General features: G+C 51.3%; 11 protein-coding genes. 9 read left to right on the forward strand and 2 right to left on the reverse strand.

Translation table 11 applies throughout. The features are described 5' to 3' along the window. Nucleotides 1–121: 121 nt before the first annotated feature. From H6585_13480 to recJ, 7 genes are all read left to right on the forward strand, one after another. A complete protein-coding gene (locus tag H6585_13480; GenBank protein MCB9449344.1) occupies nt 122–1,126 on the forward strand; it encodes a hypothetical protein in 1,005 nt (334 codons plus the stop codon). Between the two features lie 58 nt (nt 1,127–1,184). Beyond that, a complete protein-coding gene (locus H6585_13485) occupies nt 1,185–2,648 on the forward strand; it encodes a M28 family peptidase (GenBank protein MCB9449345.1) in 1,464 nt (487 codons plus the stop codon). A 294-nt stretch (nt 2,649–2,942) separates the two neighbouring features. Further along, nucleotides 2,943–3,821 (forward strand): prephenate dehydratase, encoded by an 879-nt coding sequence (locus tag H6585_13490; GenBank protein ID MCB9449346.1) that lies wholly within the window; start codon nt 2,943–2,945, stop codon nt 3,819–3,821. After that, a complete protein-coding gene (locus H6585_13495; GenBank protein MCB9449347.1) occupies nt 3,790–4,890 on the forward strand; it encodes a bifunctional 3-deoxy-7-phosphoheptulonate synthase/chorismate mutase type II in 1,101 nt (366 codons plus the stop codon). Before H6585_13490 ends, H6585_13495 begins: the two co-directional genes overlap by 32 nt. Before the next feature lie 266 nt (nt 4,891–5,156). Further along, nucleotides 5,157–7,082 carry a T9SS type A sorting domain-containing protein gene (locus H6585_13500; protein MCB9449348.1) on the forward strand — a complete coding sequence of 642 codons (1,926 nt, stop codon included), beginning with the start codon at nt 5,157–5,159 and terminating at the stop codon, nt 7,080–7,082. Between the two features lie 387 nt (nt 7,083–7,469). Next, on the forward strand, nt 7,470–8,747 hold the full coding sequence (gene kynU, locus H6585_13505) for a kynureninase (protein ID MCB9449349.1): 1,278 nt from the start codon (nt 7,470–7,472) through the stop codon (nt 8,745–8,747). A 95-nt stretch (nt 8,748–8,842) separates the two neighbouring features. Beyond that, a complete protein-coding gene (gene recJ / locus H6585_13510) occupies nt 8,843–10,579 on the forward strand; it encodes a single-stranded-DNA-specific exonuclease RecJ (GenBank protein MCB9449350.1) in 1,737 nt (578 codons plus the stop codon). On the opposite strand, the gene H6585_13515 is transcribed toward recJ, so the two are convergent. After that, entirely contained in the window at nt 10,572–11,324 is a 753-nt protein-coding gene (locus H6585_13515) for an outer membrane beta-barrel protein (GenBank protein ID MCB9449351.1), read from the reverse strand. The two genes, recJ and H6585_13515, sit on opposite strands and share 8 nt — an antisense overlap. A gap of 354 nt (nt 11,325–11,678) precedes the next feature. On the opposite strand from H6585_13515, the gene arr reads away from it, so the two are divergent. Together arr and H6585_13525 are read left to right on the forward strand one after the other, a co-directional pair. Next, nucleotides 11,679–12,422 carry an NAD(+)--rifampin ADP-ribosyltransferase gene (arr, locus tag H6585_13520; GenBank protein MCB9449352.1) on the forward strand — a complete coding sequence of 248 codons (744 nt, stop codon included), beginning with the start codon at nt 11,679–11,681 and terminating at the stop codon, nt 12,420–12,422. Between the two features lie 13 nt (nt 12,423–12,435). Further along, entirely contained in the window at nt 12,436–13,035 is a 600-nt protein-coding gene (locus H6585_13525; GenBank protein ID MCB9449353.1) for a Crp/Fnr family transcriptional regulator, read from the forward strand. Here the strand turns inward: H6585_13525 and H6585_13530 are convergent. Continuing rightward, on the reverse strand, nt 12,995–13,693 hold the full coding sequence (locus H6585_13530; GenBank protein ID MCB9449354.1) for a DUF4386 domain-containing protein: 699 nt from the start codon (nt 13,691–13,693) through the stop codon (nt 12,995–12,997). The genes H6585_13525 and H6585_13530 overlap by 41 nt on opposite strands. Between the last annotated feature and the right edge of the window lie 122 nt (nt 13,694–13,815).

Genomic DNA, 13,815 nt, shown 5'->3' on the forward strand with positions numbered 1-13,815 from the left:
ACATAGGTGTACGTACCATGATCATCGCATCGAAATGATGCATTTTTTGCAACACACACACCTTCATTCTGTATCTTCATGGCGTCGGGTACACGATGTGAAGATGTAAACCGTGATTCATATGGAAGCTGCACATCCTCTTCAACAAACACTGATCAACAGCATCAAGGAGACACTGCCCCCGGGACAATCTCTTGTGGATGTATTCACCGACCTGCTTGGGATCAGCAGCGACAGTGCCTATCGGAGAATACGGTGTGAAAAGGCATTCTCCATTGATGAACTCAGCCTGGTTTGCCGCCATTTCCAATTGTCGTTCGATACCTTAACCGGTATACAATCAGGCGGGGTTTTGTTTCACAATGTTTCGCTGGATGAGCACCGGATGGATATCCGGATGTACCTGCAAAACATCATCACAGATCTTGAAAAAATCAGGAGCCAGGATGACGGCAGGGTGATTTATGTGAGCAAAGACCTTCCGCTGATGCAGCTCTTTCACATTCCGGAAGTAGCGGCTTTCAAGACTTTTTTCTGGATGAAAACCATCGCGGGGTTCGCTTCACTGGAACACGCAAAGTTCCGATTGGATGAAACGGATGATGAACTCGCCAAAATCGGGAACCGCATCCTTGAACTCGCCACCAAGATCCCCACCATTGAAATATGGAGCGAGGAAACGATCGTGAGCATTGTGGGCCAAATCCGCTATTACTGGCAGATGGGACTGTTCGCCGATCCTTCCGATGCCGGCTTCCTTTGCCGAAAACTGATCGTGCTGCTCGAACACGTGGCATCCGAAGCAGAACACGGTTTCCAATATCCGTGCGGTGGAAATGCAGGAGGGGTGGAAGGAGACTACAAATTGTACATCAACGACCTTGTTTTACCTGACAACACCATCTATGTTCATGCCGGAAAGCGTGAGTTTGTATACCTGAGCCACAACGTGATGAACTACCTCTGTACCACCAACCCAGGCTTTTGCTCCCGCACCAAGTACATGCTCGACAACATGCTGAAACGTTCATCACAGGTAAGCCAGGTGGGAGAACGTGAACGAAGTATGTTTTTCAGGAAGATGATTTCACGGGTGGAAGACCTGATTCACATGGTGGAGAAATAAGTCGCAATGAACCCGGCTAATTTGTTACCTTAGTCCCGCCCCTATTTACCTTGTCTTTATGAAAAAAATCCTCGTGCTCGGCTTGCCGGCCGTGCTGTTATTCGGTTGCCAATCCGACAAACCCAAGCCATCACTGGCGGAAGTATTCCAAAATATCAATGCAGATGAAGCCTCCCATGCGCAAGGCTACGAGGCGCTGAAAGAAGCCACCTCCGTCATCGGCCACCGGCTGACCGGCAGCGAGAACGGCAGCCACGCTGAAACTTTCGCGTTCGACTTCCTGAAAAAAAACGGCTTTGAAGATGTGGCATTCATGCCGTTTGAAGTGGAAGCCTGGGCCCGCAAAGACATAAACCTCCACATCCAAACCTCCGACTCTACCTGGCAGCCGGAAGTGGTTTCACTGGCTCACTCACCTGTTCATTCGGATGTGGAAGCACCCCTGATTTTCCTGGGCAGCGGCCTGAGAAAAGATTTTGAAAATCATGCTGCCGAAGTGAAGGGGAAAATCGTTCTGGCCAACATCGGCCTTGAACCTGCCGACTCGTCGGCAAAGAACCTTCACCGTTCGGAAAAAACCGCACTGGCCATTGAATACGGTGCAGCCGGCATCATCCTTTACAACCGTGTACCCGGGCATATCCTGCTCACCGGCACGGCCTCGGTTACCGGTTCCCTCAACCCAATACCGGCAGTGAACATCGCATGGGAAGACGGACAGAAGCTGAAGGAATTGTTCGACAAAGGCATCCTCTCATCGGCACACATCCGCATGAATAACACCAGCCAGATGATCAAGGCCCGCAACGTGATTGCCACCGTGAAAGGATCGGAAAAACCCGATGAGGTGGTGCTGATCGGTGGCCACCTGGATTCCTGGGATCTCGCTACAGGTGCCATCGATAATGGCATCGGTTCATTCACCGTGCTCGACATCGCACGCCTGTTCAAATCCGCCAACCTCCATCCGGCCCGTACCGTCAAATTCGTGATGTTCATGGGCGAAGAGCAGGGGTTATTGGGCTCCAACGCACTCATTGCACAAATGAAGAAAGACGGCACCCTCGATCAGGTCAAATGCATGGTGAACCTGGACATGGCGGGCAACCCCAAAGGATTCACCTGGGGGGGACGAGAAGAGATGAAGGCATTTGTGGACAGCATCGGAGCCATCATCACAGGGGTGGATTCCTCCTTTGCCGATGAAAACAAGGATGGCCTGGGACTCCACAGCGACCATGCCCCGTTCATGATGGAAGGCATCCCGACATTGGGCGTTGTGAACAACATGGATCCGGAAATCTACAAATACTACCATTCCAACAAAGACGATTTCAACCTGGTCACTAAAAGCGATATGGACAACGGCGCCCGGTTCACCGCCATGTTGCTGTATGCCCTGGCCGATGCGAAAACCCTTCCGGCAAAGAGGCTGACATCCGATGAAACACGCGATTTTCTGATCGCACAGGGGCTGAAAGAGGAAATGATTGTGGCCAAAACCTGGCGTTGGTCGGAATGATTCACCGCCATTTATTCGGAAGGATGCACGTGAACTTTGACAGGAAGATGCCGGACGTGTATCAGGACAAATTATATTCGGAATTGCATTTCCAAATCGTTAAGAATTGATACTTTATTTGGAATTAAAAAAAATGCTTTGTTCCTTTGTACCGTGATTAAAGCGCAATGAAAGCAAACAACACCTTTTACTTCTATTTTTATTTTGGTTCCCAACGGGGGATCTGAAAGTTGTTGTTGTGAAAAACAGAAACCTACAGGCCCCGAAAAAATCGGGGCCTTTTTTTTTAATTATATGCGTAAACTCAAAATCGGAATCCAGGGCATAGAAGCCTCATTCCACGACCTGGTGGCCCACCAGTATTTCGGAGAGAACATCGAAACCATTCCCTGCGCATCTTTCGGCCTGCTGTGCGAAAAGCTGGCGACCGGCGATGTGGACTACAGTGTGATGGCCATCGAAAACTCCCTCTCGGGCAGCTTGCTGACCAACTACCGCCTGCTTCAGGACCATCACCTGAAGATCATCGGTGAAGTGTACCTGCCCATCCAGCAAAACCTGCTGGTGTTGCCGGGGGTGAAAATGGAAGACATCGAAGAGGTGTTATCTCACCCCATCGCCCTGCGCCAGTGTACCGAGTACCTGGCCCAGCATCCCAACTGGAAACTGCTCGAGCGCAATGATACGGCTGAATGTGCCAAAGTCATCGCCGAACAGGGCAACCGCAAGGCGGCCGCCATCGCCGGTGCGTATGCAGCCGAACGATACGGACTGCAAGTGCTCGAACGCAGCATCGAATCCAACAAGAAGAATTACACCCGCTTCATGATCCTGTCGACCATGGCCGACAACCACCCCGACCATAACAAGGCCACCATCAGCCTGCGCCTCGGTCACCAGGTGGGCAGCCTCGCCAGCATCCTCGACGTTTTCCGGGATCACCACATCAACCTCACCAAAATCCAGTCCGTACCCGTGATCGGTCATCCGAACGAATACACCTTCCATGTGGATGTGGAGTGGAGCGACTACAGCAATTACGAAGCCGCCATGCACCTGGTGCTGAAACATGCCAGTCACCTTTCCGTGCTCGGCGAATACAAAAAAGGAAATCTTGAACAACTTTTAAATACAACCACTGATGAAGCCAGATTTGAACATTCAACCTATTGAGAACTGGTTGCCGGTTAGCGGCAAACCCGTCATCATCGCAGGCCCCTGCAGCGCAGAGTCTGCCGACCAGGTCCTCACCACCGCCAGGGGCATCGCCCGCCTCGAAAAAGTGAAGGTATTCCGCGCCGGCATCTGGAAACCCCGCACCCGCCCCAACTCATTCGAAGGTGTGGGTGAAGAAGGACTGAAATGGATGAAAGCAGTGAAGGAAGAAACCGGCATGCTCCTCACCACCGAAGTGGCCAACGCCGAACACGTGGAACTCTGCCTGAAATACGGCATCGACATCCTCTGGATCGGCGCCCGCACCACCGTGAACCCATTCTCGGTGCAGGAGATCGCCAACGCCCTGAAAGGTGTGGACATCCCCGTGATGGTGAAGAACCCCATCAACCCCGACCTGCAATTATGGCTGGGCGCACTGGAACGTGTACAGGGAGCCGGTATCACCAAACTGGCTGCTATTCACCGCGGCTTCTCCCCGTTCGAAAAAACGCCGTTCCGAAACATCCCCAAGTGGGAGCTGGCCATTGAAATGCGCCGCATGCTGCCCAACCTGCCGATGATCTGCGACCCGAGCCACATCGCCGGCAGCCGCGAACTGCTTCCGTACGTGTGCCAGAAAGCGATGGACCTGGACATGACCGGACTGATGATTGAAACGCACATCCAGCCGAAAGTGGCCAAGAGCGATGCCGAACAACAGGTGACGCCCGAAGACCTCGGCAAGCTGTTGTCATCCATCACCGTGCGCCGCTCCTCTGCCGAGAACCTGGAGTTCAAGAGCAAGCTGGATCAGCTCCGCGCCGAGATCGACAAACTCGACGACGACCTGTTGCAGGTGCTCTCCACCCGCATGAAGGTGGCCGAGAAGATCGGCGAATACAAACGTGACAATGAAGTGACGATCCTGCAGCTGAACCGGTGGGAAGAGATCATGAACAAACGCCTGGAGATCGGTCAGGCCCTGGGCCTCAGCACCGACTTCACCAAGCAGCTGTACCAGATGATCCACAAGGAATCCATCCGCAAGCAGGAAGAGATCATGAATTCGGCGGTGAAGGTGTAGAGCCTCGAATCAGAAATAAAAAACACCTGTCTATATGACAGGTGTTTTTTATTTCTGGCCCGCATGTTATTTGCGAAAATTTATCAAAGTCATTCGCTTATACATTTATTGCTGATGAATATTAATTCGTCAGCCTTGTCTGTATTCAAAGAGTACATTTGTTTCGTGGTATTGACATTCAAGCTATCGTCGACGCGCATCACAATGAAGTGTTTTGGATGCTTACTACACCAGAAACAAATAGTACCAAACCAAAACAGACCATTATGAGAAAAGTTAAATCATTTCTGATCGTTCTAATGACAACCGGAACGATTGTAGCAAATGCTGCCAGCATTTCAGGACCCGCGTGTGTTAGTGAATTTGATCTCAACATCAATTACACTTGCAATGGAGCCAGCGGGTTGGGGTACACAGCCAACTACTTTGAGTGGCACGCTCCTTCCAATGGCTATTTCGGCTCAAAAACCACCCCTTCCCAGACGACAACCACAACAACCAATAAAGTTGACGTAAAATTCGGGCAATATGGTTCTGGAACGCTCATCTGTTACTATTCTTACAAAGAAGTTGTAAAAGGCCAGGTGAATATCATACCCCTAGGTTCGGTGAGTTATAGCATTGCAACCAAACTGGCATTCAAACTTGATTCATGGAGCGGGAATCCGAGTCCACCTAACCCCGGAACATACACGTATTCCATTCAGGCTGTCCCCGGAGCAACTTCTTATACATGGCATCTTCCAAGTGGTTGGACCGGATCCAGCACGACCAATTCCATTAATGCTACTGCAGGTCTGAATGCCAATTCCGGATTTATTCTCATAACCGCTAATGGTGTTTCAATGTGTGATAACACTGCCAACTACTATGTTACAGTAGATGAAAATTGCTGGGCAAGCAGCAACCTTTTCGGACCTGCCATCAAAAAGATGAATGGCTTTGATGTGAACAATGGATGGGGTGACGCGAGATTGGAACGCCGGGTAGCAGATGTTAACGCAGACGGAAAAGCGGATATCATCGGGTTTGGTTATGACGGTGTATACGTTTCCAAATCCAATGGTAGCACCTTTGGATCCACTGCCAAATGGGTAACAGGCTTTGATGTAAACAATGGATGGGGTGATGAACGTTTGCTGAGATTGGTAGCCGACGTAAACGGTGATAGAAAGGCCGATATCGTTGGCTTCGGATACGATGGCGTATACGTGTCACTCTCCAGCGGATCATCTTTCGGTCCGGCATCCAAATGGTTGTCTGGATTCGATGTGAACAACGGATGGGGTGACAGCCGACTGCCCAGGTTCATTGTTGATGTGAACGGTGATAAAAAAGGCGATATCGTCGGGTTTGCATACGATGGCGTATATGTGTCGCTATCCAATGGATCATCTTTCGGTCCGGCATCCAAATGGTTGTCTGGTTTCGACGTGAACAACGGATGGGGTGATTCCAGGCTTACCCGAAGAATGGCAGATGTAAATGCGGACGGCAAAGCTGATATTATCGGCTTCGGATACGACGGCGTATACGTTTCACTTTCCAAAGGCTCCTACTTCGGTCCGGCATACAAATGGAGGTCCGGTTTTGATGTAAACAACGGGTGGGGCGCTCCTGAAAAACCAAGATTTGTGGCCGATGTGGACGGGTGTAAAAAAGCCTCCATCGTTGCTTTCTACTATTGTGGCGTTCATGTTTCCAGATCCACAGGCTCCAGTTTCAACGGTGATGAACTGGCCATCAAAGGCTTTGGTACCGACCAAGGATGGGGGGACTCCCGTCTGTTAAGGGAATTGGGAGACTTTAATGGTGATGGCGAAGCTGACATCTTTGGATTCGGATACGATGGCGTATACGTGTCCATCACACAAAGTCCGATTGGTTGCGCACAGGTACCGGGTCGCGCGGTCAGTGCAATTGGAAAAACATCCGGTGAATCATTTGAATCTGATAAGAACCAAGTGCAGGTATATCCCAACCCAACGAACGGAATAACTATCCTTCGCGGCGATATTCTGGCCGGTTCTTCCCTAGAAGTAATCGATGCAACCGGCAAAGTGGTTTATCTCATAGATGTGGCTGAACAAAACGAAACCAGTGTTGACCTATCTGCTCTTCCAAAAGGTCTATACTTTCTTCGTATTCAAAACAAGGACGCTGTGATTCAGAAGAAAATCATGTTGCTTTAACTGGTTTGTAAGAACTTGTCATTAGAAGCCGGGCCTCCGATCGGAGGCCCGGCTTCTTAATTGTTGTGTGGCCCAATCTCGTTATCACATCACTCAATCTGATATCCTCATTGAGTTGCTTATGCCTTTTACCTATATCGCTAAGCTTGAAGTATAGCGGGAAGAAATCATGAACACGGCGGTGAAGGTGTAGAGACGCCTCCGTTGAACATCGCCATTGCCTGGTGACAGTTACGAGCGTGGCAGGATACGGTTTGGTTCCTGCCACGCTTTTTGTTTGCCGTTTCCGCTATATTTGTCCATCCCCTTCTCCCACCAACGAAGGGACGTGTAGTGCCGATTTGACAACAAACCTCCTCCTTTGCCTAAAGAAAAATCCATTCATACATGCACCTGACCGAAACCTACCAACCCACGAAAGACTTCGCCGCCGAAATGGACGCGACCGATCCGCTGCGTGCTTTCCGCGACCAATTTTACATTCCTACCAAAAACGGAACACACATCGCCTACTTCTGCGGGAATTCACTCGGCCTGCAACCCAAAACCGCCGAAGCCCACATCCATGAAGTGCTGAACAGCTGGAAGACACTCGCGGTCGACGGGCACTTCCGCGGCGACAACCCCTGGATGACCTACCACGAACAAATGGCCGCACCCCTCGCCCGCATCGTGGGCGCCCAACCTTCCGAGGTGACCGTGATGAACACGCTCACCGTGAACCTGCACCTGCTGATGGTATCTTTCTACCGCCCCACAAAACAGCGTTACAAGATCATGATCGAGGAAGGCGCCTTCCCCTCCGACCAGTATGCGGTGAAGTCGCAACTGCGCTTTCACGGATTCGATGACAAGGAAGGACTGATCGAACTGAAACGAACTGCGGGTGACATCCTCAAAACCGAAGACATCCTCCAATGCATCGACGACCACAAAGACGAGATCGCACTCATCCTGCTGGGCGGCATCAACTATTACACCGGACAGGTGTTCGACATGGAGGCCATCACCCGCAAAGGCCACGAGGCGGGCTGTGTGGTGGGGCTCGATCTGGCCCACGCCGCCGGCAATGTGCCCCTCAACCTGCATGCATGGGATGTGGACTTCGCCGCATGGTGTACCTACAAGTACCTGAACTCCGGACCGGGCGGCATCAGCGCATGCTACGTGCATGAACGCTACAGCAAACGCACCGACATCCCCCGCTTCGAAGGCTGGTGGGGGCATGAAAAGGCCACCCGTTTCCTGATGGGTCCCGACTTCGTTCCTGAGGCTGGCGCCGACGGCTGGCAAACGGGCAACCTGCCCATCATGCTGCTGGCCAGTCTGAAGGCCTCCCTGGAGATTTTCGACCGAGCCACGCTGCCGGCACTTCGCGAAAAATCCCTCCGGCTTACCGGCTACCTAGAGTACCTGCTGGAACAGATCCCGGATGAACGGGTGCAGGTGATCACCCCGAAAGACCCCGCGCAACGCGGCTGCCAGTTGTCGATCCGCGTGAAAGGCCCGGGCAAGAAGTTGTTTTATGCGCTGGAAGAAAAGGGCATCCTGGGCGACTGGCGCGAACCTGACGTGATCCGCATCTCGCCGGTGCCGTTGTACAACAGCTTCGGGGATGTGTTCTATTTCACGGAAACGCTGAAGGAAGTGCTGACCTTGATGTGAGACCGCTTCCGGGAAAATCATTGCTGCATCTTACGCATGTGATTTCCTTCATCACATTCGCCTGCACACCGCTTTGTTTTTGGTAATTTAGGCAGATGGAAATGCGATGGGTATTCAAAGAAGCCGCCGATCAAGGCACTCAACAACGATTGTCGCAGGAGCTGAACATCAGTCCGCTCTTGTCCGGCCTGCTCGTCCAGCGCGGCATCACCACCTTTGAAGATGCCAGGGAATTTTTCCGCCCTTCCCTCGAACACCTGCACGATCCGTTTCTCATGGCCGGTATGCAAGCCGCAACGAACCGGCTGGTGCAGGCCATTGAGAAGGAAGAAAAGATTTTGATCTACGGCGATTATGATGTGGACGGCACCACATCGGTGGCGCTGGTGTACAGTTTCCTGAAAGATTTCCACCCGCATATCGACTACTACATCCCCGACCGGTACACCGAAGGATACGGCATCTCCGAACAAGGGGTGCGTTGGGCGGCGGAGCACAACTTCAACCTTATCATCGCACTCGATTGCGGCATCAAGGCGATTGAAAAAGTAAAGCTCGCCACATCACTCGGCGTCGACTTCATCATCTGCGACCACCACCGTCCGGGCGACACATGGCCCGACGCCGTGGCCGTGCTGGATCCGAAACGCCCCGACTGCAACTACCCCTACAAGGAACTGTCGGGATGCGGGGTCGGACTCAAACTGATGCAGGCCCTAAGCAGCCAGCTAGACATACCCGCAGCCAGGTGGGAGTCGCTGCTGGACCTGGCTGCCATCTCTATCTGTGCAGACATTGTACCCGTGACCGGAGAAAACCGCGTGCTGTGCCATTTCGGACTGAAACTCCTCAACGCATCCACACGCCCCGGCATACGCGCCCTGCTGGAACTGAACCAACTCAACAAAACCATCACCGTGAATGAGGTGGTGTTCGTGATCGCACCACGCATCAATGCCGCCGGACGGATGGAAAGCGGACGTAAGGCGGTGGAACTCCTGATCACGGAAGACATTCAGGCCGCCATGGAACCGGGCACGCGTATCCACACACACAACACCGAACGTGTGCAGGTGGACAGGGCGATGACCCGCGAAGCGCTGGACATGATCAGCAGGGAAGCCAACCTGATCCAACGAAAAACCACCGTGCTGTTCAACCCCGAATGGCACAAAGGCGTGATCGGCATCGTGGCTTCGCGACTGATCGAAACGTATTACAGGCCCACCATCCTGCTGACTGAATCCAATGGCAAGGCTACCGGATCAGCGCGGTCTGTGAAAGGCTTTGATGTGTATGAGGCCATCGAGGCATGCAGCGATCTGCTGGAGCAATTCGGCGGACATATGTATGCGGCAGGGCTCACCCTGAAACTGGAAAACGTGGAAGCGTTCACCGCCCGGTTCGAGGAAGTGGTCAGCAGCCGCATAGACCTAACTTTGCTGATACCACAGATCGAGGTGGATGCCGAGATCGACTTCCCTGACATCACACCCAAGATGTATGGGATCCTGGAACAGTTCGCACCGTTCGGTCCGGGCAACATGGCACCGGTGTTCGTCACACGGAACGTGCTGGATCGCGGCTATGCCAAACGTGTGGGCAAGGAACAAACCCACCTGAAGTGCGACCTGCATCAGGCGCTGCACCCCACCGTTCGCTTCCCCGCCATCGGCTTCGGCCAGGGGGATGCGATCGACTGGCTCCGTCAGGGCGTGCCGGTGGATGTGTGCTACACGGTGGATGAGAACGAATGGAACGGAAAGACGAGCTTGCAGCTGGTGCTGAAGGATGTGAAGGTTTCCGGTACTAGAAAAAGCATTGCTACCTGAGTATAAAGTAACATGTCATATTCAATACCACCTGTATTTGGTGTTCAACAATAGGTCGGTTCAGAATATCCTCAAATCCATAGCTGAAGGTTGGCTCAACACCCAGATGCAAACGATCATTCAATTGGTATATCCAATTGAGACTTGCCAAAGCGGACATCCCAAAATCACTGGCATATCCTAATTTATTCCCGCGATTCTTTTCGGTAGGTTTCTGCTGGAATTGTATTTGGGATTTACTAGCGACAAGTTTCTGCAATTGAGGAACAAGACCTGCACTGGCTGTTATTCGGACCTCATCCCCTCCTAACCTATAAGTGATCTTCACCGGTAAGCTGAAACAATGAAATATATCTATAAGTTTTACTGCAGTTGCACCTTCTGAAATAAGGGGCGTAAGACCAAAAGATGAAAACCTGAATACGGTCGAATCCACTGGTGACATATACAAGCAGCGTGAATTGCGTGAATAATAAACTCCAACGTCCAAGCCGAACCGGGAGTTAACATTGTGTATGTTCAGGCCGGTTGTATATCCGATCCTTGGCCGGCTTTGAAGGTTGTTACTGAGCGAATATGATAAATAATATGAGTTGGGCGCCAAGGTCACTCCCATAAGCCATTTGGGTACTCTCACATTTTTAGCGTTGTTGTCTTGGGCAAATGCCTGAACGAATAACGATAGGAATAGCATTAAAAATACCGGTTTTATGAACCTATTAAGGGTGAACCACCGGTTAGACATGACTTTAGGTATCAAATGATTTTGATCTTTCACCTGGAATTACGCATTTCATTTCATCCCTAAGATAAACGGATCAATTATAAATGCAAAAGATCAAACAAAAAAGGTAAGAGGCCAGGATAGTTGCCTCAAATGACTTGAGAAAGAGAATACATTCCCGACTCCATTATGGGAAATTAATACATCATATGATCACTGAACAAACCGAAGCATAGATGCTGAGGAAAGCAACATTGTTCAGGTTCTAATAAAATCACTCACAACTGAACTGCCAGCCCGGAAATCCTTAGCTTTATTGGGCGGTTTCTCTCAAGAGCTATCCAACAAATGATTTGCATGTAACCTCATACCCCCATGGAATTCAACCCCTCCAACCCCATTGTTCAACGTTGCCTACAGGGCATGGCCATGGAAGAAAACGGTAAACCGGATGAAGCTGGTCAACTGTTCGGTCAGGCCTGGGAGGAAGCCACCAATGACTTTGAAAAATTCCTTGCCGCCCATTTCGTGGCCCGGCACCAGAAAAACATGTCCGACCAATTGAAGTGGCTGGAAACCGCCCTGGAGCTCGCACTGAAAATAAACGACCCGGGTGTGATGGCAGCACTTCCTTCTCTATATGCAAACGTTGCCAGATGTTATGAAGACCTCGGCGACGCGGAGTACGCGAAAAAGAACAAGGAACTGGCCCTACGGCATCAACACCATCCGTCCGACAAAGGTCCGTTTTACCACGGCACCCGAGCCGATCTGCAGGTGGGTGATTTGCTGACACCGGGTGGCCGCTCCAACTACAAACCCGACATCATCATGAACCATATCTATTTCTCCGCCCTGGTGAACGGGGCCGGACTGGCAGCTGCACTGGCCCAGGGAGACGGACGTGAACGCGTGTATGTGGTTGAACCGACAGGGGAATTTGAAAACGACCCGAACGTGACCGACAAAAAATTTCCGGGCAATCCCACCCGCTCCTATCGCACCGATACACCGTTGAAAATCGTTGGGGAGGTAACGGACTGGGTGAAACAAACGCCCGAACAAATACAGCAGTGGCGCGACAAACTCGCAAAGAACAAAGGAGAAATCATCAATTGATTTTGGAGAGGAGATGGACAAAGACCGGCCGGCAAAACAACAATTGATCAGCTTTCTCTCCAGCTTCCCAAGCCTTGAACGTGCGGAGGTCCTTCAACTGGCGGATATGATCCCCGTGATCGCACCTAGCAAAGGAACCATCTTGATCAAAGCAGGAGAAGTTCCGGGCGAATGTTACTATGTATTGAAGGGCCTTGTGCGTCAATACCAATTCATCGATGGCACGGAACGTACGACGGAGTTTTATACCGAGGCCAACGGCACCGTTTCTTCTACCCATTACACGGAGCAAACACCTTCCGGGTTCTACCTGGAATGCATGGAAGATTGTTTGCTGATCGCAGGTACCATGGAGTTACAGGAGGCGCATTTTGAACAGTTTCCAGCCTTACTGGACATCACCAAACAGATGCTTGAAAGCGATCTGAACAAGGCCAAGGACCAGTTTTCCAAATTCATTCTTTCCTCGCCCAGGGAACGATACCTGCATTTCATGGAAACACGCCCGGACCTCCTGAACCGCGTTCCGTTGCATCAGATCGCCAGCTACCTGGGCATGACGCCCGAATCGCTCAGCAGGATCCGGAAACGCATTGTTTCTTCGGGAAACTGACTTCCCTGCCGCCCCTTACCAGCAACCAAACCGCCAGTCCGAGTTCTCCCAATATCATTGGCAAAACAAAAACAGCCTCCACGCGGGAACGGATGGATTCGTAGTCGGCTATAAACAAATCCGCCATGTTGCTCACAACATATCCGATGCCCGCAACAAACAGGAGCATGCCAATGATCTGCAGGATGGTTTTCTTCTCACACACCAATCCTGCCAGCAACAGGAGATGCACACCGAAAACAATCAACCCGAACTGCCAGATGGATTGAAAGCTTTGTATAAGATCATAGGTTGTGTCTGCATCACCTGATGGCAATGCCACAGCCCGGATCAGCTGTACGATACCCATCATGAGAATGAGCGAGTATATCAACCTGAAAAGCCCCATGGCTTTCGACTTGCCCTCATCTTTTACCGCATACAGTTCGTAAAGCCCCCAGCTGACAAACAGGTCGCACATCAGAATAACCACCCAACCCAAAATACCGAAGAAGAGCGGCATCTTCAACCGGGGCAAGTGTTGGGCAAACTGGTCCGGAGTCATCTCAAAAACCGGCGCGAAGACCATTCCCATCGACATCGCAGCTGCAACGGCCATCACGACCAGGGCGATTCCCGTTAGCCGGGATAATTGCTTTTGGTTCATTGTACTTTTCATCTTTATCGTTTTTCTTCCGGCAAAGCTATGGGTGGAAGCTGGCGGATCTCCTTGATGAAAGTCAAGAAATGGGCGCATGTGATAAAAGTCACATAACCTCATTACTTCTCCTTCCTGCCAAA

It is taken from the genome of Flavobacteriales bacterium (assembly GCA_020635855.1).
GTDB lineage: Bacteria > Bacteroidota > Bacteroidia > JACJYZ01 > JACJYZ01 > JACJYZ01.

Excerpts from the sequence above, each read along its gene's own strand:
- H6585_13495 (MCB9449347.1), top strand. The coding sequence starts at position 3,790 with ATGAAGCCAGATTTGAACATTCAACCTATTGAGAACTGGTTGCCGGTT.
- recJ (MCB9449350.1), top strand. The coding sequence starts at position 8,843 with ATGGAAATGCGATGGGTATTCAAAGAAGCCGCCGATCAAGGCACTCAA.
- H6585_13500 (MCB9449348.1), top strand. The coding sequence starts at position 5,157 with ATGAGAAAAGTTAAATCATTTCTGATCGTTCTAATGACAACCGGAACG.
- H6585_13485 (MCB9449345.1), top strand. The coding sequence starts at position 1,185 with ATGAAAAAAATCCTCGTGCTCGGCTTGCCGGCCGTGCTGTTATTCGGT.
- H6585_13515 (MCB9449351.1), bottom strand. The coding sequence starts at position 11,324 with ATGTCTAACCGGTGGTTCACCCTTAATAGGTTCATAAAACCGGTATTT.
- H6585_13480 (MCB9449344.1), top strand. The coding sequence starts at position 122 with ATGGAAGCTGCACATCCTCTTCAACAAACACTGATCAACAGCATCAAG.
- H6585_13490 (MCB9449346.1), top strand. The coding sequence starts at position 2,943 with ATGCGTAAACTCAAAATCGGAATCCAGGGCATAGAAGCCTCATTCCAC.
- H6585_13530 (MCB9449354.1), bottom strand. The coding sequence starts at position 13,693 with ATGAAAAGTACAATGAACCAAAAGCAATTATCCCGGCTAACGGGAATC.
- kynU (MCB9449349.1), top strand. The coding sequence starts at position 7,470 with ATGCACCTGACCGAAACCTACCAACCCACGAAAGACTTCGCCGCCGAA.
- arr (MCB9449352.1), top strand. The coding sequence starts at position 11,679 with ATGGAATTCAACCCCTCCAACCCCATTGTTCAACGTTGCCTACAGGGC.
- H6585_13525 (MCB9449353.1), top strand. The coding sequence starts at position 12,436 with ATGGACAAAGACCGGCCGGCAAAACAACAATTGATCAGCTTTCTCTCC.